Genomic DNA, 21,938 nt, shown 5'->3' on the forward strand with positions numbered 1-21,938 from the left:
GACATGCTGCGTTATGTCATCAAACGCCTGATCTACATGGTCCCGACCCTGTTCGGCATGTCGATCATCGCGTTCCTCATCATCCAGCTTCCGCCGGGCGACTATCTCACCTCGATGATCGCCATGATGACGGACTCCGGCCAGAACGTGGATCCGGCGCAGTTGGCGCGGCTCAGGGAGATCTACGGCTTCGACGATCCGGTCTGGGTGCAGTACGGGAAGTGGATGAGCGGCATCCTGTTCCGCGGCGATTTCGGCTATTCCTTCGAATGGAACCGGCCGGTCGCCGATCTGATCTGGGAGCGGATGGGCTCGACGCTGGCGATCTCCATCGCCTCGCTGCTCTTCGTCTGGGCCGTCTCGCTGCCGATCGGCATCTATTCGGCCGTGCGCCGCCATTCGATCGGCGACTACAGCTTCACTTTGCTCGGATTCCTCGGACTTGCAGTGCCGAACTTCATCCTGGCGCTGACGCTGATGTATCTCTCCTACAAATACTTCGGCCAGAGCGTCGGCGGGCTGTACTCGCCGGAATATGCCGATGCGCCGTGGTCCTGGGCGAAATTCCTCGACCTCATGTCGCATCTCTGGATTCCGGTCATCGTCATCGGCACGAACGGCACCGCGGCGTTGATCCGCATCCTGCGCGCCAATCTCAGCGACGAGCTCAACAAGCCTTACGTCGTCACGGCCAAGGCGAAGGGCCTGCCCGAATACAAGGTGGTGGTGAAATATCCGGTGCGTATCGCGCTGAACCCCTTCGTCTCCGCGATCGGCTGGGTGCTGCCGGAGCTGATTTCCGGGGTGACCATCACCGCGATCGTGCTCAACCTGCCCACGGCCGGGCCACTCCTTCTCAGGGCCCTGATCTCGCAGGACATGTATCTGGCCGGCAGCTTCATCCTCCTGATGGGCGTGCTGACGCTGATCGGGATGCTGGTCTCCGACATCCTCCTCGCGCTGCTCGATCCCAGAATCCGGTTCACCTGATGAGCGAGCACATCTTCATCGACGGGCCGGCGGAGACGGGACCCGCCATCACCCTCCTGAAGCCCGGGACCAACGGCAGCGAGATCGCCGCCGCCGGGCAGTGGGCACTGATCTGGAGGCGCTTCGCCCGCAACAAGCTGGCGGTGGCTTCGGGCATCGTCATCCTCGCGCTCTATCTCATCGGCGCCTTTGCGGAGTTCCTGGCGCCGGCGCTGCCCAGTGCCGCGCGGCCGCAATTCACCAATGCGCCACCGCAGAAGATCCGGTTCTTCGTGACCGAGCCCGACGGCAGCTCGCGTTTCCTGCCCCATGTGACCGGCTATTCCATGCAGGTGGACCAGGCGTCGCTCCGCCGCAGTTATGTGGTGGACGAGGCCAAGGTGGTGCCCATCGGCATCTTCGTGAAAGGCCCGGCCTACCGGCTGTGGGGCCTGATCCCCCTGGACCGGCATCTCATCGGGCCTCTGCGGCCGGGCGACACCATGTATCTGCTCGGCACCGACAAGCTCGGCCGCGACATGCTGAGCCGGCTGATCCACGGCACCCGCGTCTCCATGTCGATCGGGCTCGTCGGCGTCTGCATCAGCCTGCTCCTCGGCGTCACGCTCGGCAGCCTCTCCGGCTTCTACGGCGGGGCGGTGGACATGGTGATCCAGCGCGTCATCGAGGTGATCAGCGCGATGCCCACCATCCCGCTCTGGCTGGGGCTCGCGGCCGCCATCCCACTCACCTGGTCGCCGCTCCAGGTCTATTTCATCATCACGCTCATCGTCTCGCTGTTCGGCTGGACCGGGCTCGCGCGCGAGGTGCGCGGCCGGTTCTATGCCTTGCGGGGCGAAGATTTCGTCACCGCCGCGCGGCTGGACGGGTCGAGCGAGCGCCGGCTCATCTTCCGGCACATCCTGCCCTCGCTCACCAGCCACATCCTCGCGGTGGTGACGCTCGCCGTGCCCACCATGATCGTGGCGGAGACGGCGCTGTCCTTCCTCGGCATCGGGCTGAAGCCGCCGGTCGTGTCCTGGGGCGTGCTGCTGCAGGAGGCGCAGAACGTGCGCACCATCGCCGGCGCCCCCTGGCTCCTGGTTTGGCCGGCGGGCGCCGTGGTGCTCGCCGTGCTCGCCTTCAACTTCCTCGGCGACGGCATGCGCGACGCTGCCGACCCCTACGACTCATGACCGGGGCCGCGATGGGACTCATGACAGCGGAACGACCCGCCGCGGCCGCCGCCGACGCCGAAGTGGTGCTGCGGGTCGAACAGCTCAGCCTCGATTTCAGCCTGCGCACCCATATCCTCCACGCGGCGCGGGAGGTGAGCTTCGAGTTGAAGCGCGGCAGGACGCTCTGCCTCGTGGGCGAAAGCGGCTCGGGCAAGAGCGTGACGGCGCGGGCGCTGCTGCGCATCATCGACCGCAACGGTCGGATCGCCGGCGGACGCATCCTGCTGCGGGGCAAGGACGGCGAGATCGACATCGCCCGACTCAACGAGCGCAGCCCGGACCTCCTGAAGATCCGCGGAGGGCGGATCGGCCTCATCTTTCAGGAGCCGATGAGCTCGCTCTCGCCCGTGCACACGATCGGCTCCCAGATCGTGGAGGCGCTGCGGCTCCACCGCAGGCTCGGCAAGCGGGCCGCGCGCAACGCGGCCATCGACCTGCTGCGGCAGGTCGAGATTCCCCATCCCGACAGGATGGTCGACCGCTACACCTTCGAGTTCTCAGGCGGCATGCGGCAGCGGGCGATGATCGCCATGGCGCTCGCCTGCAATCCCGACATCCTCATCGCCGACGAGCCGACGACGGCGCTCGACGTGACCACCCAGGCGGAGATCCTCGATCTCATCAAGCGGCTGCAGGACAGCCGCGGCATGGCGATGCTGCTGATCACGCACGACATGGGCCTGGTCGCCGAGATCGCCGACGAGGTCGCGGTGATGCATTACGGCCGCATCGTCGAGCGGGGCAGCGCCGACGCCATCTTCCACGACGCGAGGCACCCCTACACCCGCGCGCTGCTCCATTCGACGATGAAGCTGGAGGAGAGCCGGCGCGCGCTTACGAGGCCGGCGGGCGCCGCGCCGGGAGAGACGGCGCCGGTGCTGTCGCTGCGCAACGTGTCGAAGGTCTATGGCCGCGGCGACCATGCCATCACGGCGGTCGATGATGTCAGCCTCGATCTCTTTCCGGGGGAAAATCTCGGCATCGTCGGCGAAAGCGGCTCCGGCAAGACCACGCTCGGCCGGCTGATCCTGCGGACGATCGAGCCCAGCGCCGGCCGCATCACCTATATCGACGGCGAGCGGCGGCCGGTCGAGGTCACGGCGCTCGGCAAGCATGGGCTCAAGATCTTCCACCGCGACGTGCGGCTGGTGTTCCAGGACCCGTTCGCGTCGCTGAACCCGCGCATGACAGTCAAGCAGATCATCGGCGATCCTCTCCATGTGAGCGGGACGGCGCGGGGGGCCGCCCTGACGAAGCGGGTCGCCGAGCTGATGGAGCTGGTCGGCCTCGATCCGCTCGCCATGGAGCGCTATCCGCATGCCTTTTCAGGCGGGCAGCGGCAGCGCATCGGCATCGCCCGCGCGCTCGCGCTCGACCCGCGCATCGTCATCGCCGACGAGGCGACCGCCGCGCTCGACGTCTCGATCCGCTCGCAGATTCTCGACCTGCTGCTCGAGCTCCAGAGACGGCTCAGCCTGAGCTTCGTCTTCATCTCGCACGACATCTCCGTCGTCCGCTACTTCTGCGACCGGGTCGCGGTCATGCATCGCGGGCGTCTCGTCGAGATGGGCCCGGCCGAAGAGATCTGCACCGCGCCGCGCGAGCCCTACACCCGGAGCCTGATCTCGGCCGTGCCGAGCCCCGATCCGCGCCGGAAGCGGATGATGCACCGCACCCGTTTCGTCGCCTGAGGACGCCATGCCGAAGAGGGTTGGACAACATTGCGGAGGAAGCCGATGAGGATCGGATTCATCGGGCTGGGCGTGATGGGGCGGCCCATGGCCGGCCATCTGATCGATGCCGGCCATCTGCTGTTCCTCCACCGGGTCAAGGAGCCGTCGCGCCACCTGGTCGAGAGGGGCGGCGTGGCCGCCGAGAGCCCGCGGGCCGTCGCCGAACAGTCGGACGTGATCATCCTCATGGTCCCCGACACGACCGATGTCGAGCAGGTGCTGTTCGGGGCGGAGGGCGTCGCCTCCGGTTTGAGGCCCGGCAAGCTCGTGATCGACATGAGCTCCATCTCGCCGGTGGCGACGAAGGACTTCGCGGCCAGGATCGAGACGCTCGGCTGCGACTATCTCGACGCTCCGGTCTCGGGCGGCGAGGTGGGCGCCAGGAATGCCTCGCTCACCATCATGGTCGGCGGCAAGGCGGAGGTCTTCGGACGCGCAAAGCCGATCTTCGCGACGATGGGCAAGACCATCACGCTCGTCGGCGGCACCGGCGACGGGCAGACGGCCAAGGTCGCGAACCAGATCGTCGTGGCGCTGACCATCCAGGCCGTGGCGGAGGGGCTGCTGTTCGCGAAGAAGGCGGGCGCCGATGTCGCGAAGGTGCGCGAGGCGCTGATGGGCGGGCTCGCCACCTCCCGAATCCTCGAACTGCACGGCGAGCGCATGATCAGGCGCAGCTTCGATCCGGGTTTCCGCATCCGGCTGCACCGGAAGGACCTGACGCTGGCGATCGACGCGGCCAAGGCGCTCGACCTGATGCTGCCCAACACCGCGGCGACGCAGCAGCTCATGAACGCCGCGATCGCCATGGGCGCGGGCGAGAAGGATCATTCGGGCCTTATCCTGACCCTTGAGGCGCTGGCCGGCGAAACGGGCTAGCCCGGGAGTCCACCACGCTGGCGATCAGGCGGTGGGCGCGGCGCGTCCGCCGACAGGACAATATTGCGCGGAAGGAGCACTCACATGCCGACGGACAAGGTCCCGCAGATCCCCTTCGGAGCGGTCTACTTCAGAAAGTCCAACCCGCCGCGGGAGGACTGGGAACGGGACTACAGGACAGCCGCGGAGGACGGGCTCAACGTCTTCCGCCACTGGTTCATGTGGAGCGTCATCGAGCGCCGGCCCGGCGTCTACGACTGGGACGACTATGACCGGCAGATGGACCTCGCGGCCGAGCACGGCATCAAGAGCATCATCGCCGAGCTCACCCACACCGTCCCCGACTGGGCCTATCGCAAATTCGCCCATGCGCGGCAGATCCGCATGGACGGGCGTCCGCTCACCTCGAACATGGGCGTCAGCGCTGCCGTGGGCGGTTTCGCGAACAATGGCGGCGGGGCGGGTGCCCTGACCATGAACTGCCCCGAGGTGAAGGACGCCGCCGGCAACTTCCTGAAGGCGCTGGCCGCCCGCTACAAGGGGCATCCGGCGCTGCTCGGCTACGACGTCTGGAACGAGGTCAACTACGCGGCCGACGTCGATTATTCGGATTATGCCAAGGCCGCCTATCGCGAATGGCTGAAGCATAAATACGGCGATCTAGAAACGCTCGCCCGGGCCTGGCACCGCTACTCCTATGCCGAGTGGGAGGATATCGAGCCGCCGGCTGAGATCGCCGCCTATCCGGAAGGGCTCGACTGGCTCGAATTCAGGCGGGACAACTTCTACAGCCAGATGCAGTGGCGCATCGACACGATCCGCTCGGTGGACCAGGACTGCCTGATCGCGGCGCACGGGATCGCCGGCGCCATCCCGAGCATGGCGGCGAATGGCTGCGACGACTGGCTGGCGGCCTCGAAGGTCGAGATCTACGGCATGACCTGGGTCCCGGCGCGCAAGGGCAACCAGCCCTGGCGCAATTTCTACGGCGCGGATCTCACGCGTGCCGCATCCCGCGGCAAACCCTTCTGGCATGCGGAGCGCCAGGGCGGGCCGCTCTGGCTGCAGCCGCAGGTGCTCGGCCGCGACAAGGAGGACGGTCGGGTTGCCGAGCCCGAGGACATCCGGGTCTGGACGATGACGTCCTTCGCCGCCGGCGCGACCGGCGTCCTGAACCTGCGCTGGCGGCCGCTGCTCGACGGCCCGCTGTTCGGCGCCTTCGGCTCCTACGCGATGGATGGCTCGCGCACGCCGCGCTCGGACATGGCGAGCGCCATCGCCAGATGGGCGAACGCGCCGGAGCAGAAGGAGCTGTTCGCGGCGCGGCCGCTGAAGGGCGATATCGGCCTCCTGGTCATCCCAGAGGCGCAGGCCTGGGACCACCTGCTCAACCACCGCCACTGCCCGGAAACCTACGCCGAGGCGATGTGGGGCGCCTATCGCGGCTTCTTCGACAACGGCATCCAGGCGGACTGGGTGCATATCGATGATATCGACGCCTACGGCACCATCTACGCGCCATACCCGATCATGCTGACGGCGGCGCATGCGGAGAGGCTTGCCCGATGGGTGGAAGCGGGCGGCGCGCTGATCAGCGAGGCCTGCATCGGCTATTTCGGCGATCGCGGCAAGGTGGGCACGGTGCAGCCGAACCACGGGCTCGACCGCGTCTTCGGGGCGCAAGAGCACGAGGTCGAATTCATGCCCGACATCGGCGACCGCATCCGCTTCGCCTATGCCGGCCAGACCGTCACGGGCGGCGGGTTCCTGCAGAGCTATACGCTCGCGGGCGGGACCGAGCGCGGCCGGTTTGCCGACGGGCGGATCGCTGTGGTCGAGAGCACTCATGGCCGCGGGCGGACGCTGCTGGTCGGCACCCACCCGGGGGTCGGCTACTTCCGAACCTCAGGCGCGGCGAACCGGAGCTATTTTGCCGAAGTCTTCGCCTGGACCGGCAAGCAGCAGCATGTGCGGCTCTCGAACGCCGCGATGCAGGCCAGGCTTCATGAGGGCGAAGGGGGCAGGGTGCTCTGGGTGGTGAACCCGACGCGCGAGACCCAGCGCTCGACCGTTGCGCTCGCCGCCCGACACGGGACGCTCGCTATCGGCAAGACGCATTGGGCGGGCGAGGGCGCCCGGGTCCAGGATGCTGAGGTGGTGGTCCCACCGCGGGACGCTCTGGTGGTCCGGCTGACTTAGATTGGGGGCCGAAATATTGACCCGTCATGGCGAGCCCCGCCCCTTACGCCTATTGGGGGGCGTGGCCACCCAGCGGCACCGGCCTCTGGATGGCCACGGCGCTCCGCGCCTCGCCATGACGGGGAAGGGACCGAAGAGTCGATCTCAAAGGCCAATGGTATTGGTTGAGACTCCAACCGGTCGGTTCGCCCGCAGGGCCGCGCTCACCCATCTGCCTTGATTCGGATCACCTCGAAGAGCTCGAGCGGCGGCAGGTCGATCAGGAGATCGCCATTCGCTTCCCGGACCGTCGCAGCCTCTCCCGACACGAGCAGCTCCGGTTCTCGGGACGTGCCTGCCCCCTTCAGCCGAAGCCGCCCGCCCGTGATCGTCAGATGCGGCCCGAACGACTTTCGCCGGGCGCCCGACTGGTTGATGAGATGCACGACCAAGTGCTCATCGTCGCGGCCGAGGATCAGCTCGACCTGCTCCGGCAGCTCGGCAAAGAGCCGCTGCCTGGTGAGCGGCCTGACGGCATCGAGGAAGTGATCGCGCACCTGGGTGGTGCCGAACTCGCGATAGGTCCGGCCGATCGTCCAGGGGATCTGGACGACCTTGCCCCGGCCCGCGAGCCGGACGACATCGGGATCGTCGCTGGCCGCATGGCCGTAGCACTTCTCCGGCGGCCCGAAGGGAGCCTGCGGCAGGAGCCTGCCGAGCTTCTCCACGCCGGGCTTCCAGACGAAGCGGGCATAGCTGCCATAGACCGGGATGATAGGCGGCGCATAGCGATAATTCCCGATCTCCGGCTGCTCGCTGCCGGCGACATAGGTCGACCAGAGCTCGTCGCCGGATTTCGGCGCACCGACGCGCATCAGGGCCGGGCTGGTGGCGAGCTCGATGCCGCCGTCCTCGGCCACGCCGCTGCCGCCGGTCAGCACGAGGTTCCCGCCTTTGCGGACGAAGGCGTCGAGCGCTTCGGCGGTCTGCCGGCCGAGCGCGCCGAGATCGGGCAGGATGATGAGCGCGTAGCGCTCGAGCGCATTTTCCTGGGCCATTTTGCCGATGAGCTCGACCGCAAGGACGTCAAAGGAGAGATGCTTCTCCTGCAGCGCCGTGTAGAGGCCGCGGAACTCCTCGACCGCTTCCGTGTAGCCGGGGCTGGCGCTTCTCAGCCGATCCGGCCGCACGAGCGCGATGCTCGCGGCCGGTTTCAGCCGGGCATAGAGATCGCGATGCTTGCGGTGGAACTTCGTGATCTGGCTCGAATAGGCCAGATTGGCGTAAGGGATGCGGCCGGGCGCGCCCATGATGTAGGTCGACGGATTGCCGCCGCGCGCGATCGCCTGCAGCAGATACTGCGCGAAATGCTCCGGCTGCTCACCCGCCATCCGGTAGGGCATGTCGACGAAGGACACGGAGTTCACCATCAGCGCGATCTCGGGCATCGCCGTCACATGCGCGCTGACCCATTCCGACGTATTGTGATGCCACAGCTCGCGGCCGAAGGCGTTGTTCGCCTCGTGGTAGACGATCGGCGCGCCGCGGCCGAGCACGAGGGCGGCGTCGGGCCGCCGCGTCGTGATGTGATTGGCGATCCTCCAGGTCAGCGTCCTGATCACCTGGCTCGAGAACTTGAGCCAGTCGGGATAGGTCGGCGACCCCGGCCCGTCCGGCAGCTCCTGTCCGTTGCTGAAGGCGCTGAAGCCCTCCCGGCATTTCGCACAGTGGCAGACCCCGTGATAGACGCGGCTGTAGTCGCGCTCGGAGAAGCCGAACCAGTTGAAGAAGAAACCGTCGACCGGATAGCGGCCGATGATCTCGTCGAGAATGTCGAGCGATCGGTGCTGGTAATAGTCGGCCGACGGGCAGGTGCTGAAGAGCGTGTTGTAGATCTGTGGCTTTCCGGTCGGCGAGACGAAGAGCCAGTCCGGGTGCTCGCGCGCGATGCGCGCGGAGACCTTGGAGAAATCGAGACGCGAGAGCACCCGGATGCCGCGGTGGTGCGCTGCCGCCACGGCATCGCCGATCAGGTCCCCCGACGGCCGGTCGGCGAGGAACGGGCTGCGCGTCTGGAACGGCAGCTCCGTCGGATAGAAGGACGCGATGCCCCCCGTGTTGATCAGCCACGTGTCGGCGCCGTAGTCCTCGATGACGTCCAGCGTCTTCTCGACATCCATGACCGCATCGACTTCCTGAAGATTGGTCTGGAACACCGAGAAGGGCTGGCGCCACCAGCCGCCGGAGCGGTCTCCGGGGGCTTCGACGGCGGGTGTCGCTTCACGATCGAGGGGCATCGGGGACGTCTCCTGTGTGGGCTCGGTTCAGGCGGCCGGGCTCACGCCCGCCGCATCAGGGCATGGCCTTGATCGACGAAGGCCTGGGCGGCCTCCTGGACCGAGGACTTGCCGAAGCCGACGTCCTCGTTCACCCGGCGCATCAGGTCTTCGATGGCGCGTCCGGCCTTCTGCGGCGGGGGCGCCGGCAGCGCCCTGGCGAGCGCGGCCTGGCTGTATTTGAGGACGCGCTCGTCGACCGGCGCGAGGTCCTCGAGCTCCAGTACCGCCTGAAGCGCGGGCTTCGAGGCGGGCGGTCCGCTGATGAGCCCGAGAATCTTCGCCGACTCCGGATCGCTCACGAACCAGTCGATGACCTTGACGGCCGCTTCCTTGTTCCCGCTCTTGGCGTAGAGGCAGAGCGAGCTCGTCGGCTGCGGATAGTAGCCGGGACTCGCTTCGGCGCCGGCCGAGGGCGGCGTCGTGATCGAGAGCGTGTCCTTCGTGAGCGCCTGGTAGCCGCCGGCGAGATCCTGCGAGGCGATCGAGGCGAAGACCGCCTTGCCCTTGACGAGCGGGCTGTTCGGCCACTCCGTGCCGGTGAACGGCGCCTGGAGGTCGGCCGGCACCGCGCCGCCGCTCTTGCGCATCCTGTCCCAGTAATCGAGCCACTGGGCGACATCGTCGGCGGTGACGGCCAGCCTCTTTCCGTCGTAGAGCGACCGGCCCTGGCTCATCAGATACATCTGGAAAGTATCGAGCCTCGCGGCGCCGTCGTGGCTGCCATAGAGCTGCGGGTCGGCGCGATGGATGTCTGCGCAGAACTTTGCGAACTCCTCATAAGTCCATGCGGCCGGCGGCTCGCCCATGCCGAGGCGCTGCAGCGCGGACAGGTTGCAGGCGAGGCCCTGGATGCTGACGGCGATCGGCACGCCGTAGATCTTGCCGCCAACCCGGCCGAGATCGAGCACCGTCGTGTCGAACAGATCGGCGCGGAACAGGGCCGGGACGAAGGGGTCGAGCGGGTCGAGCGCGCCACGGGAGGCATATTGCACCATGTCGGCGACGCCGAGCGTGATGACATCGGGCGCATTGCCGCCGGCGACCATGGCCGCGATCTTGTCCGGCCAAGAGGCGCTCGGCACGCCCTCGAAGGTGACGGGGGTGTCGGGGTGAAGCTCGTTGTACTTGGCGATCGAGCGGCTGCGGATCTCGAGCTTCTGGGCATTGCCGAAGATGCCGAAGCGGACCGGCCCGGTCTCAGCCCTCGCCGCCATGCTGCCCAGGGCGGCGAACCCGCCGAGCGCGGCGCCGCCGAGGAGCAGCGCCCGTCGGCTCATCGCGGTGTTGATCGTGGCCATCTCGGTAGTCCTCCTCCCTTGTTTCGGGCCTCGCCGTTCTCGGCGGCGTGCCCTGCGTGGACGGATGGGCATGCGGCGGAAGCGCCGGCCTATCCCTTGATTCCAGACGTGCTGATCCCCTCCACGAGCCGGCGCTGGAAGACGAGAAAGACGACGAAGGTCGGGACCAGGCTGAGGACCGACATCGCCAGCAGCTGCGCATAGGCGCCGCCGGAGGTGTCGACGAGGCTGCGCAGCGCGACCGGCACCGTGAGCGACTCCGGCGAGGTCAGGTAGATGAGCTGCGAGAAGAAGTCGTTATAGGTCCAGATGAAGGTGAAGATGATCGTCGTGATGATCGCCGGCCGCAGCAGGGGGAAGATGATGTGCCGGAACAGCGCGAAACTTCCGCAGCCGTCGATCGTCGCCGCCTCGTCGAGCTCGCGCGGAATCGTCCGGATGAACTGCACCATCAGGAAGATGAAGAACGCATCCGTCGCCAGGAATTTCGGCACGATAAGGGGAAGATAGGTGTTCACCCAGTCGAGGCCGACATAGAGGACGTATTGCGGAACGAGGAGGGCGTGCGACGGCAGCATCAGCGTCAGGAGCATGATGGTGAACAGCACGCCCTTCAGCGGAAATCTCAGCCTGGCGAAGGCGAAGGCCGCCAGCGAGCAGGCGAACACGTTGCCGATCACCGCACCGAGACAGATGGCAAAGGAATTGAGGAAGTAGCGGGTGAAGCTGGGCTCGGTGGCCGTCCACCCCGCCATGTAGTTGTCGAGATCGAATTGTGTCGGCAGCGCCGCCGGGTTCGAGAAGATCTCCTGATCGGACTTGAGCGAGCTCAAGACCATCCAGACGAGCGGATAGATCATCACGAGAGCGCCGATCACGAGCACGGCATAGACGCCCCATCCCGCCCGTCCCCGCCGCGCCTGTCCGACGATGCCTTTCGGCCCGAGGCCGAGCTCAAGCGAAACCATCGTCATTGATCCCCGTAGAAGACCCAACGCCGCGAAAAGGCGAAGTTGAGCGCCGTGAAGAAGGCGATCACGACAAGCAGAACCCAGGCCATCGCCGAGGCGTAGCCCATGTGGAAGTTCGTGAATCCCTCCTGGTACAGGTACAGCGTGTAGAAGAGGGTCGAGTCCGACGGGCCGCCGGTGCCGCCGCTGACGATGTAGGCGGAGGTAAAGGCCTGGAAGGAATGGATGATTCCCATGACCAGGTTGAAGAAGATCACCGGCGTGATCATCGGCAGGGTGATGTGCCGGAACTGCTTCCAGCGGCCGGCGCCGTCGATTTCCGCGGCGTCGTAGAGCTCCTGCGGCACCTGTTTCAGCCCGGCGAGGAAGATGACCATCGCCGACCCGAACTGCCAGGCGTGCAGCAGGATCAGCGTGTAGAGCGCGTATCGCGGATTCGAGATCCAGTTCGGCGCGTCGATGCCGAAGAGGCCGATGAGCTGGTTGACGACGCCGGCATCGCCGAAGAGCTGGCGCCACATGACGGCGACGGCGACGCTGCCGCCGAGCAGCGACGGCAGGTAGTAGATCCCGCGGAAGACGCCGAGCGCCCGGACCTTCTGGTTCAGGAGGATCGCAACCAGCAGCGCGAAGGCGAGGTGCAGCGGCACGCCCAGGAAGACATAGATGAACGTCACCTTGAATGCGCCGAGATAGCGCGGGTCATAGGTGAAGAGGTCGATGTAGTTGGTGAGCCCGATCCATGACGGGCTGCCGAGCAGGTCGAAATCGGTGAAGGACAGATAGAGCGAGGCCGCGAGCGGGCCGGCGGTCAGGATGAAGAGGCCCGTGAACCATGGCAGCAGGAAGAGATAGGCCTCGTATTGCGGCCGCGCCGCACGCCTGCGCCGCCGCGGCCTGGACAGGGTCCCGGCGAAGAGCGATCCGTTCCTGCCGCTGGTGTGCTCGAGGGCCACGCGCAATGTCCTCCCTCCGGCGCGGCCCGCTTCGGCCCCCAGAGTCTCTGCCGGGTGCGCGTGTGGCCGTCGTGATGGCAGGAAGACTAGAACAGACGATGGTGGATTGTGAAGAAAAAAATCTAGATTATGTGGGATCGATATTTATTCATGTGTGAACGGCCGGTTTCCGCAACCGATGGATACCCCTATCGCTGGGCGCGATCGCGCCTCATACGTCCGAGAAACACCGCGCGGGAATTGGAGATGTGCCGCGCGATCGCGGCCGCCGCGGCATCCGGATCGCCCCGGCGGACCGCGTCCACGACCTCCCAATGCTCCGCGATGGAGCGCCGCATATGGGCGAGCGTCAGCGGGTTCTGGCGCGAAAGCGCCCGGATCCAGGCGCTGTGCCGCTTCATCAGCTGCACCGCTTCGATATTGTGGTGCTGCTCCATCATGAAATCGTGGAAGGCGACGTTGGCGCGGTGGTAGGCGGGGTAGTCGGCTGCGTCGACGGCGTCCTGGCAGGCCTGCTGTAGCGCCTCCAGCGAGGCGATGTCCTCGGCGCGGGCGAATTCGGCGAAGCCGCGCACGAGATAGGGCTCGATCAGGTCGCGTATGTCGAAGATGTTGCGGAGGAAATCCTCGTCGATGACGCGGACGCGCGCGCCCCGGTTGGGGCTGATGATGACGAGGCCTTCGCCCTCGAGGCCCTGCAGCGCCTCACGCGCGGGGTTGGTGCTGGTGGCGTAGCGCGCGGCGATCTCGCTGACCTTGAGGCGCGAGCCGGCCGGAATGCGGCCTTCGAGGATATCGTCGCGCAAGAGCTGCTGCAGCCGCCCGTATCCGGGCTCGCGCTTCGGCGGCTTCGGCGCGGCCGGCGTCCCCTTGCGCGGCCGGCCGCGAGGCCGCCTCACCTGGCTATCGGGCTCATCCGTCTGGGCGCTGGGATCGATCCCGTCCAAGGCCACCTCACCTGTCATCGCGACCCATTCCTAGCAGACGCCGGCTCTGAACGACAGGACCGAGAAAGCTGTCAAGGGCGACAAATCATGTATCGCACACAATATCGATTTTGTTATGTAGCATTTATAATTCAAGGTAGATGCGGACTGCGGTCCATCCGACACGAACCGGAGGAAGGACATGGCCGAACGGGCGGTGATGGTCGACACCGAAACGCCCTTCAAGGGCGCGCATTGGAATCGACTGGTGGAAGCGGTCGGACCGGACCGCCTGATCGCCGTCTCGTCACAGGACGCGGCGGCCGTCGAGGCCGCGCTGAAGGAGGCCGAGATCGCCATCCTCGCCGGCGATCTCGACCAACGGTATCTGGCGGCGCCCAGGCTCAGATGGGTCCATTGCGACCATGCCGGGCTCACACGATCCGCCCGTCCGGAGGTCTTCGAACGCGGCCTGATCGTGACCGGTTCCGCAGGGCGCTCCGGTCCGGCGCTGGCCGAACACGTGCTGATGTTCAGCCTGATGCTGACCTACCGCTATCCGGATGTCTACGAAGCCCAGAAGCGGCACGAATGGCTCCGCACGCCTGAGATGAGGAGCCTGCGCGCCCTTTATGGCAGGACCATCGGGATCATCGGGATGGGCCATACGGGGCGGGAGCTCGCCACGCGTGCGAAGGCCTTCGGGATGCGGGTGCTCGGTTATCGCCGCCGCGATCTGCCGAACCCGCCCGGCGTCGACCGGATGTTCTCGGCGGATCGGGGCGAAACGATCGATCCGATCCTCGACGAGGCCGACATCCTCGCCCTCGTCGTCAACTTGTCGGACGCGACCTACCACCTGATCGACGACCGGGCCCTCCGGCGCATGAAGAGGGGCGCCATCATCGTCAATCTCTCGCGGGGCGGCGTCATCGACCAGACGGCCCTGATCGCGGCCCTGAAGGAGGGGCGGCTCGCCGGCGCCGGGCTGGATGTCACCGATCCCGAACCGCCGGCCGCCGACGATCCCATCTGGGATACGCCCAACCTGCTGATCACGCCCCATTTCACGGCCGCGCTGCCCGGCAGAACCGAACGGTCGCTGGACGTCATCATCGAGAACCTCCACCGCTTCCGCGCGGGGGAGCCGCTGCTCAACCGCCTCACCGAGGAAGACGTCTGGACGAGGGGCCTGTAGCCGCCGCTGCTCCGAGGTGACGGGATCGCGTCCTGGTCGCCATGGACCTGCCCGCCGGCGCATCATGCAGCCCTGAGGGGACATCCCGCCACGGCACGGGCTGAAACGTCTGCTTCAGGATTTCCAGGAAGCGGGCGGTGCGCGCCACCCGCCCGCCTCGGGCTCCCAACAGGGCCACGACATCGGCAACCGGCAGCCCCCACCTCGGCAGCAGCGGCACGAGACGGCCCTGGTGCAGATCCTCGGCGATATCCCATTCCGAGCGGATGATGATGCCTAGCCCGGCCAGCCCCCATTGCTTGATGACGGTGCCGTCATTGCTGCTCATCGCCGGTTGGATGCGCAAGGTGATCGGCGGCTCCTCCTCATGGCTGAAGCGCCATAAGGTGACATCGGCCTGGTCTTCCCGAATGACGGCGCAGGCATGGCGGCGCAGATCCTCCGGCCGATCCGGCGCGCCGTGCCGCTCCAGGTAGGACGGCGCCGCACAGAGGATGCGGCGGTTGGGGGCCAGCCGATGCAGCGTCAGGGTGGAATCGGTCAGCGGACCGACATGGATCAGCACGTCCCAGGCATCGCTGCGCAGGCTCACCGGATCCTCGAACAGGGACAGGGTCAGCTTCAACTCCGGGTGTCGCTCGCGCAGCGTTGCCATCGCCGGCGCGACATGCCGCCGACCGAACCCGAAGGGTGCGGCCACCCGCAAATGCCCGGTCACCACCCCACGGCGCTCGGCCAATTCCTCCGTGATCTTCTCCATCTCGGCCAGGATCTCGGCGCCGCGCCGGGCCAGCAATTGGCCTTCCGCGGTCAGGTGCAGCCGACGGCTGGTGCGCTCCAGCAGCCGCACGCCCAGCCGCTGCTCCAACTGCCGCAATCGCTGGGTCACCGCCGGCGGCGTCACATCCAGCGTCCGCGCCGCTGCTGCCAGCGACGGGGCAGCGCTGACGATGCCGAAGAACGCGAGGTCGTGGGACGTGATCATGAAGTTCCAGCTTAATCCAGCCTGCAGGGCTGTTAAATAGCGCCTGAATGACGGGTCAGTTAGAGTCCGGATCGAGATCACTGACAGGCCCCACACAGCGATGATCGCTGCCCACACTCTCGGTTCCCTGCCCACCCCAAGCCTGATCCTCGATGAAGCGCGCATGCTGCGGAACGTCTCCCGGCTGCGCCGCCACCTCGACGGGCTGGGCGTTGCACTCCGGCCGCACCTGAAGACGGTGAAATCCGTGGAGGCCGCTCGACGCGTGTTGTCCCGCGGGCACGGCCCGGCCACCGTCTCCACCCTGAAGGAAGCGGAGGTGTTCGCGTCGGCGGGCGTGCGGGACATCCTCTACGCCGTCGGCATCGCGCCGCAGAAACTGTCCCGCGTGCTCGCCCTGCGTGCCACGGGCTGCGACCTGTCCATCGTGCTGGACTCGCCGGAACAGGCCAGAGCGGTGGCCAAGGCCTCGCGCCAGGCCGGAGAGGCCATCCCGGCCCTGATCGAGATCGACTCGGACGGCCATCGCTCGGGTCTGCCGCCCGATGATCCCGCCGTGGTTGCGATCGGGCGAATCCTGCAGGAGCAAGGTGCCGCCTTGCGGGGTGTCGTCACCCATGCCGGCGAAAGCTACGGCGCGGTGGGGGCCGAGGCTCTGGCCGCCTTCGCCGAACGCGAGCGGTTCGCGGCCGTTGCCGCCGCGGAGGCGCTGCGGGCCTCCGATCTGCCCTGCCCGGTGGTCAGCGTGGGCTCGACACCCACCGCCCACTTCGCCCGCTATCTGTCCGGCGTCACGGAAGTGCGCGCCGGCGTCTATGTCTTCTTCGATCTGGTGATGGCCGGCATCGGCGTCTGCACGCCCGACGACATCGCGCTCTCGGTGCTGACCACGGTGATCGGGCACCAGAAGAAGCGCGGCTGGATCATGGTGGACGCCGGCTGGATGGCGCTGTCGCGCGACCGCGGCACCGCGAACCAGGCGGTGGATCAAGGCTATGGTGTCGTCTGCGACATCGAAGGGCGCGTTCTGGACGACCTCATCGTCACGTCGGCAAACCAGGAGCACGGCATCGTCGCGCTGCGGCCCGGCAGCAGCGCCACGCTGCCGGACCTGCCGCTGGGCACCCGGCTCCGCATCCTGCCCAACCATGCCTGTGCCACGGCCGCCCAGTTCGCGGGCTACGAGGTGCTACCGGCCGACCCTACCGCGCCATTGGCCCATTGGCCCCGCTTCAACGGCTGGTAGAGGGTCGCGACCGCTTCGCCCCGACCCGCCATCGCCGCGTGGTGGATCGCCGTGCTATGATCGCGCTGAAAGGGGGAATCCACCCAATCTGCGACCATCTCCGGACACCGGCCGAACGCGGCCGGTCCGTCGCGCCGCGCTCGTTTCACGGAGCCGTCACGGTGGCCATGGGACTCTGATCTGCGAATTCGATTCCGTCCGCGATATCGCAGGGGGGCGCCGTGAAGAAGATCGCCGTAATGCTGATGACGACCCTGACCCTGGCAGGCTGCGTCGGCTCGGGCGGGTCGGGTGGCTCCGGTTCGCTGCCGCCGCCCAGCACCCAGGCCCAGGCCAAGCTGCGGCAGGAGGCCGAGATCTCGACCCGGACCATCGTCGAGGGCGCCGTGGTCGGGGCGGCCCTGGGCGGGCTCGGCATGGCCATCGCCGACCTCGCCGGCGCCAGGGTGGACACCACGGACTACCTCATCGCCGCCGGGGCCGGCGCCGCGATCGGCGGCCTGGCCGGGAGCTACGTCGCCCAGAAGCAGAAGGAGTATGCGTCGGCGGAGGACCAGCTCGATTCCGTGATCGCGGACGCCAAGGTCAAGAACCAGCAGGCGCGCGACCTGGTCGGGACCATGCAGACCGTGCTGGACGAGCACAAGCGTGAGCTGGCCCGCCTGCGCAAGGGCGTGCGCAGCGGCACCGCCACCCAGGCGCAGCTGGATGCCGCGCTCGCCTCGGTCCGTACCGACCGGCAGGTGATGCAGCAGGCGGTCGACGGCACCAAGAAGAACCGGGACATCTTGTCCGAGGCCCGCAACAGCTTCAGCCAGAAGGCGGCGTCCGCCCAGGAGCGGTCGCAGGTGCGGGCGCTGGACGGCGAGATCGCCCAGCTCAGCGGCCGCATCGATGCGATGTCGGAGATCGTCGGCGACCTGTCCCAGCCGCTCTGATCGGAGGCTCCGGATCTACCGGCGGATGGCGGCTGCCAGGATGGCCTTCAGGGTCTGGCCGGCCTCGAGGAACGGCATCGGGTCCACCGGCGTCTCGCCGCGCCGCACCTCGTAATGCAGATGCGGGCCGGTGGAGGCGCCGGTCGACCCCAGCGTCCCCACCACCGTCGCCGCCGTGACCTCTTCTCCGGCATTGACCGCGATCGACAGCATATGGGCGTAGCGGGTGACCAGGCCGTCGGCATGCTGGATCTCGACCAGGTTGCCGTAGCCTCCGGCCAGCCCGGCGCGCACCACCTTGCCGTTGCCGGTGGCGAAGATCGGCGTGCCCATCGGGGCCGCCATGTCGAGACCGGCGTGCAGCAGCGACAGCCCGGTGATCGGATGGACGCGATAGCCGAATGGGCTGGACAAGCGATAGTCGCCCCGCAGCGGCGTGGATAGCGGCAGTCCGGGCAGCCGGCCGGCCAGGATCTTCGCCCGCGCGTCGAGCGCGGCCGGGGCGAACGGCTGGGCCGGGGCGGCGCCGGGCGTGGCCGGCAGCTCCATCGCGGCCAGGGCGCGGTCGAGCGCCGTCACCGCCACCGCCAGGCGCACGGTCTGGGCCAGGCGCCGGTCGGCGGCGGCGAGATCGCCCGGCGACAGGTCGAGGGCGGAGATGGTCGCGTCGGGGATGGCCGGGGCGGTCTCGATCCGCTCCTCCGGCTGCGGCGCCGCGGGCGGGCGCAGCAGGATCAGGCCGACAACCGTGGCCGTGATCAGGGTGAGCGCGGCCACCCCGGCGATCAGCGCCGGCGATGCCCGGTCGGCGGCGACGGGAGGGACGGCGGGAGGCAGGGTGGACCGGCTCAGGGGCTCGGGCGGAGGAGCCGGCATGGGCCGCGACGCCGGAGGCTCCTCCGCCGCCTCGACCAACGGCGGCAGCGACAGCACGATCGCCGCATCGTCAGGCCGGCCGGCCGCGGCGGCGCGCTGGACCAGAAACCGCGCCGCGGCGTCCGGCGGCAGGCCGGCCAGGACGGTTCCCGCGCCGCGGTCGCGCAGCACGGCTTCCAGGCCGGGCGAGGCCAGGATCAGGCGCTCGCCGGCCTTCAGGCGCGTGCGCAGGGTCTGGACGCGAGGTCCCGATCCCGTGGGGCCGTCCTCGGGCGGGTCGAAGGGGATTGCCGCGGCGCCGCCGGGACCGAAGCCGTAGAGACCGCACCCGCCCAGCCGCAGGGACAGGAGATGCGGCGGGCGGACCAGCGCGACCATGATCGCGAGGCCGTCCGCGCGGCCGTGCGACCGCAGGCGATGGCCGGCCCGAAGAGCCTCCTGCTCGATCCGGCGGCGCAGCAGGCGGGCGAGATCCGACTGGGCCGCGGGCGGGTCGAGGCCGGCCAGGTCCCGCAGCAGCGCCGTGGCGTCCGCGCGCCCGGCGGCGCCCGCCTCCGGCGCGACCAGGGCCCAGAGCCCGAGCTCCGGGCGGCCGAGAACGAAGGGGGCGCCGGCCATCCCGGCCCGGCAGGCCTCCGGGCCCGGAAGGGGCGCCTCCGGGCTCAATCGAAGCCTCCCGCCGCCGGGGTGCGATCGGCCGGCAGGCTGCCGGCGCGGTCGAGGAAGGGGCGCGTCGCCTCGACCAGGGCGGAGAAGCCCGACAGGTCGCCGCCCTCCGTGGCGAGCAGCCAGGCGTAGCGCCGGTCGATCTCGGCCCAGGGCCGCCTGCCGCCGAGCGCCTCGGCCAGGGCGGCGAGCCTGTCGGCCTCGGCGCCGGCGGCCCGATCGAACAGCGTCGCTGCGCGGGCGGCGAGGGCGAGGCGCAGCAGCGGCCCCTGCTGTGTCGCCAGGGCCCCGACCATGCGGGCGGCGCTCTCCGGATCGGCGCGGCTGGGCGCCAGCTCGAGGTCGTCGAGCAACTCGTCCCAGGCCCGGGCGACATCGGCGAGATAGAGGGCCAGCACGGCCGCGGTCAGGGCCCGGCCGGACTGCTCCGGCCGGTTGTCGTCGCCCAGCACCCAGGCATCGGCCTGCAGCGAGCCTGACAGATCGGCGAGGGCCGGGACGACGACGCGATGGAAGCCGTCCGCCGTCAGCAGTCCCGGAATCGGCGTGGCCAGCGATGCGCCCGACCGGCGGGTCACCACCCAGCTCTCACGGCCCAGGGCCAGATCCGCCCGGAATGCCGGCAGGGCCTGCGCCGCGTCCGAGGTCCGGATCGCGGCATAGGCCCGGGCCGACAGCGGCGCCTGGCGCAGACGGCCGCGGATGCGTTCGACCGCCTCCCCGTCGATCGCGGGCGTCAGGCGGGGCTCGGCGGCCAGGGCACGGTCCAGGATCTGCAGCAGGCGGTCGCGCTGCTCCGGCTCGGTCAGCGACCAGTCGACCGTCGCCCAGAGGCGGATCAGGGCGTCCTGGCGCGGCCCCGCGCCGCCGAGCGCAAGCACCGCCTTCAGCCCCTCGAAGGCCAGTTCCGGCTCGATGTCGGGACGGTCGATACGGTGCAGGATGCGGGCCGCGAACCGTCGCAGGAAGGCATCGCGCAGCAGGTCGCGGTCGAGCCGGGCGGTCTCGGCCGCGAGATCGTCGAGGCGCGGGGCGTTGAGGCTGGCCCGGCGCCACCATTCGGGATCCCGTCCGGCCAGCGGCGAGGCGTCCAGCGCGTTGAGGGCCGGCAGCGCGGCGGCCGGATCCTCCGGTGCCGCGGCGGCGTCGGGAACGGCCGCCTGGGCCGCGGTCAGCGCCGTCCGGGCGGCGTCCGCCAGCCTCTGGTTGGACAGGTGCACGGCCACCAGCAGCCCGGCGGCCGCCGCCAGGACGAAAGCCAGGCCGATGGTCGACCACCTGCGCATGAGAGGCCGGTCAGGTGGCGACGGGGATGCGGCGTCGGTCAGACATCGCGCAGCCCCTCGGAGGGTTGGATCCGGGCGGCGAGCAGGCCGCCCCAACTGGCCGACAGCAGCGCCGCGGCGACGGTCGCCGCCGCCGCCGCGGCGAAGTGGACCGGCAGCAGCCGGCAGATCTGCTCTCCCGGCTGCAGCCCATCGGCGAAGATGGCGTTGAGCAGGGCGGCGGCGGCCAGGAAGGCGATCGCGGCCAGGATCAGGCCCAGCACCGCGATCAGCATCGCCTGGGTGATCGGGAACGCGACCAGCGAGCGCGTCGGCAGGCCGATCAGGCGCAGCAGCGCCAGATCCCGCCGCTTGCGCTCGACATGGCTGCGCAGCCCGGCGGCGAGCGAGACGAGATAGCCGATCGCACCGCAGCCCGCGATCAGCCAGAAGGCGATGCCGAGATTGCGGTCCAGCGACTGCATCTGCGCGATCTCGACCGCGGCGGTGCGGACCTCGACGTCGCGGCCACGCAGGCTGGCCTCGACCGCGGCCACGTCGTAGATCGAACGGCTATAGAGCCGGAACCGGGCGAAGACCCGCTCGGCCGTCGGCGGCGGGGCCCCGGTCCAGCCGCGGCCGCTGACGGCCAGGCCGTCGCGCCAATCCTCGGTCGCCACCAGCAGGTCGAGCGGCACCAGCGCCGCCTCGGCCGGCGTCACCGGCGCGTCAGTGACGTCCGCCACCGTCAGCTCGATCTTCTGCCCTTCGATCCGGCCGTCACGCTGCCGGGTGATCTCCGCCATCAGCCGGCCGCCCGGGCCGACGCCGAGGGCCGCGGCCAGCCGGCGGCTAAGCACCACCCGGTCGCCCGCCGGCGGCTCGGCGGTCCCCAGCAGCGGGTCGCCGGGTCCGCTCGGCAGCAGGGCCACGCCGGACAGCGGGCGGCCGGCGCCGTCGGCGGCCTGCAGGCGGGTGAAGGTCGCCGCGATCGACCGGGTCGCCGGCACCACGAACGCGACATCCGGCCGGGCGGCGACCTCGCGGAAGAAGGCGGCGTCGAAGCGGCCGCTCCCGGCCGGGGCGATCTCGCGGTTGCGGGGATCCTCGATCAGCCGCTGCGCCATCGTGTCGATCAGGCCGAAGCGCAGGCCGAACAGCACCAAGAGCGGCGCCAGCACGGCGGCGAGGCCCAGCACCTGGCACAGCGCGATGCGCCAGTCATGGCCGAAATCCCGGGTGGCCAGGCGTGCCGCCAGCGCGATCCGTCCGGTCAT

Annotated in this window: 17 protein-coding genes; 8 read left to right on the top strand and 9 right to left on the bottom strand. The window is 68.9% G+C overall.

The features are described 5' to 3' along the window. The first annotated feature begins 3 nt into the window (after nt 1-3). The 5 genes from KXR53_RS23595 to KXR53_RS23615 all read left to right on the top strand — a co-directional run bounded on the left by KXR53_RS23595 (nt 4) and on the right by KXR53_RS23615 (nt 7,018). A complete protein-coding gene (locus tag KXR53_RS23595) occupies nt 4-990 on the top strand; it encodes an ABC transporter permease (protein WP_437377728.1) in 987 nt (328 codons plus the stop codon). Beyond that, on the top strand, nt 990-2,165 hold the full coding sequence (locus tag KXR53_RS23600; RefSeq protein ID WP_437377729.1) for an ABC transporter permease: 1,176 nt from the start codon (nt 990-992) through the stop codon (nt 2,163-2,165). Before KXR53_RS23595 ends, KXR53_RS23600 begins: the two co-directional genes overlap by 1 nt. Before the next feature lie 20 nt (nt 2,166-2,185). Then, nucleotides 2,186-3,898: an ABC transporter ATP-binding protein gene (locus KXR53_RS23605; protein ID WP_437377730.1), complete on the top strand. Its 1,713-nt coding sequence runs from the start codon at nt 2,186-2,188 to the stop codon at nt 3,896-3,898. Between the two features lie 45 nt (nt 3,899-3,943). Next, entirely contained in the window at nt 3,944-4,819 is an 876-nt protein-coding gene (locus KXR53_RS23610; RefSeq protein ID WP_437377731.1) for a 2-hydroxy-3-oxopropionate reductase, read from the top strand. 84 nt (nt 4,820-4,903) lie between these two features. Further along, the gene (locus KXR53_RS23615; RefSeq protein ID WP_437377732.1) at nt 4,904-7,018 is read left to right on the top strand and encodes a beta-galactosidase; all 2,115 of its coding nucleotides are present in this window, start codon (nt 4,904-4,906) and stop codon (nt 7,016-7,018) included. A gap of 203 nt (nt 7,019-7,221) precedes the next feature. Here KXR53_RS23615 and KXR53_RS23620 read toward each other — a convergent pair whose 3' ends face one another. The 5 genes from KXR53_RS23620 to KXR53_RS23640 form a co-directional block, all read right to left on the bottom strand. Then, nucleotides 7,222-9,294: an alpha-amylase family protein gene (locus tag KXR53_RS23620; RefSeq protein WP_437377733.1), complete on the bottom strand. Its 2,073-nt coding sequence runs from the start codon at nt 9,292-9,294 to the stop codon at nt 7,222-7,224. Nucleotides 9,295-9,335: 41 nt separating this feature from the next. Next, nucleotides 9,336-10,634 carry an ABC transporter substrate-binding protein gene (locus KXR53_RS23625; RefSeq protein WP_437377734.1) on the bottom strand — a complete coding sequence of 433 codons (1,299 nt, stop codon included), beginning with the start codon at nt 10,632-10,634 and terminating at the stop codon, nt 9,336-9,338. 89 nt (nt 10,635-10,723) lie between these two features. Then, a complete protein-coding gene (locus KXR53_RS23630) occupies nt 10,724-11,602 on the bottom strand; it encodes a carbohydrate ABC transporter permease (RefSeq protein WP_437377735.1) in 879 nt (292 codons plus the stop codon). Between the two features lie 2 nt (nt 11,603-11,604). After that, nucleotides 11,605-12,561 carry a carbohydrate ABC transporter permease gene (locus KXR53_RS23635; protein ID WP_437377736.1) on the bottom strand — a complete coding sequence of 319 codons (957 nt, stop codon included), beginning with the start codon at nt 12,559-12,561 and terminating at the stop codon, nt 11,605-11,607. A 188-nt stretch (nt 12,562-12,749) separates the two neighbouring features. Then, the gene (locus KXR53_RS23640) at nt 12,750-13,460 is read right to left on the bottom strand and encodes a GntR family transcriptional regulator (RefSeq protein ID WP_437377737.1); all 711 of its coding nucleotides are present in this window, start codon (nt 13,458-13,460) and stop codon (nt 12,750-12,752) included. Between the two features lie 229 nt (nt 13,461-13,689). On the opposite strand from KXR53_RS23640, the gene KXR53_RS23645 reads away from it, so the two are divergent. Further along, complete coding sequence (locus tag KXR53_RS23645; RefSeq protein ID WP_437377738.1) at nt 13,690-14,685, top strand: D-2-hydroxyacid dehydrogenase; 996 nt, start codon at nt 13,690-13,692, stop codon at nt 14,683-14,685. Here KXR53_RS23645 and KXR53_RS23650 read toward each other — a convergent pair. Beyond that, a complete protein-coding gene (locus tag KXR53_RS23650) occupies nt 14,651-15,787 on the bottom strand; it encodes a LysR family transcriptional regulator (protein WP_437377739.1) in 1,137 nt (378 codons plus the stop codon). The genes KXR53_RS23645 and KXR53_RS23650 overlap by 35 nt on opposite strands. Here KXR53_RS23650 and KXR53_RS23655 point away from each other — a divergent pair. Together KXR53_RS23655 and KXR53_RS23660 are read left to right on the top strand one after the other, a co-directional pair. Beyond that, complete coding sequence (locus KXR53_RS23655) at nt 15,771-16,916, top strand: DSD1 family PLP-dependent enzyme (RefSeq protein WP_437377740.1); 1,146 nt, start codon at nt 15,771-15,773, stop codon at nt 16,914-16,916. The two genes, KXR53_RS23650 and KXR53_RS23655, sit on opposite strands and share 17 nt — an antisense overlap. 221 nt (nt 16,917-17,137) lie before the next feature. Next, on the top strand, nt 17,138-17,854 hold the full coding sequence (locus tag KXR53_RS23660; protein WP_437377741.1) for a hypothetical protein: 717 nt from the start codon (nt 17,138-17,140) through the stop codon (nt 17,852-17,854). Nucleotides 17,855-17,869: 15 nt separating this feature from the next. Here the strand turns inward: KXR53_RS23660 and KXR53_RS23665 are convergent, their stop codons facing one another. From KXR53_RS23665 to KXR53_RS23675, 3 genes are read right to left on the bottom strand one after another with little or no spacing between them, the layout of a single operon-like run. Next, entirely contained in the window at nt 17,870-19,396 is a 1,527-nt protein-coding gene (locus KXR53_RS23665; protein WP_437377742.1) for a peptidoglycan DD-metalloendopeptidase family protein, read from the bottom strand. Continuing rightward, nucleotides 19,393-20,682: an ImcF-related family protein gene (locus tag KXR53_RS23670; RefSeq protein ID WP_437377743.1), complete on the bottom strand. Its 1,290-nt coding sequence runs from the start codon at nt 20,680-20,682 to the stop codon at nt 19,393-19,395. The genes KXR53_RS23665 and KXR53_RS23670 overlap by 4 nt, the downstream gene beginning before the upstream one ends. A 38-nt stretch (nt 20,683-20,720) precedes the next feature. Beyond that, nucleotides 20,721-21,938: an FtsX-like permease family protein gene (locus tag KXR53_RS23675; protein WP_437377744.1), complete on the bottom strand. Its 1,218-nt coding sequence runs from the start codon at nt 21,936-21,938 to the stop codon at nt 20,721-20,723.

Origin of the sequence: Inquilinus limosus, from assembly GCF_051487185.1 — a bacterium.
In the GTDB taxonomy this organism is placed as follows: Bacteria; Pseudomonadota; Alphaproteobacteria; order DSM-16000; family Inquilinaceae; genus Inquilinus; species Inquilinus limosus_F.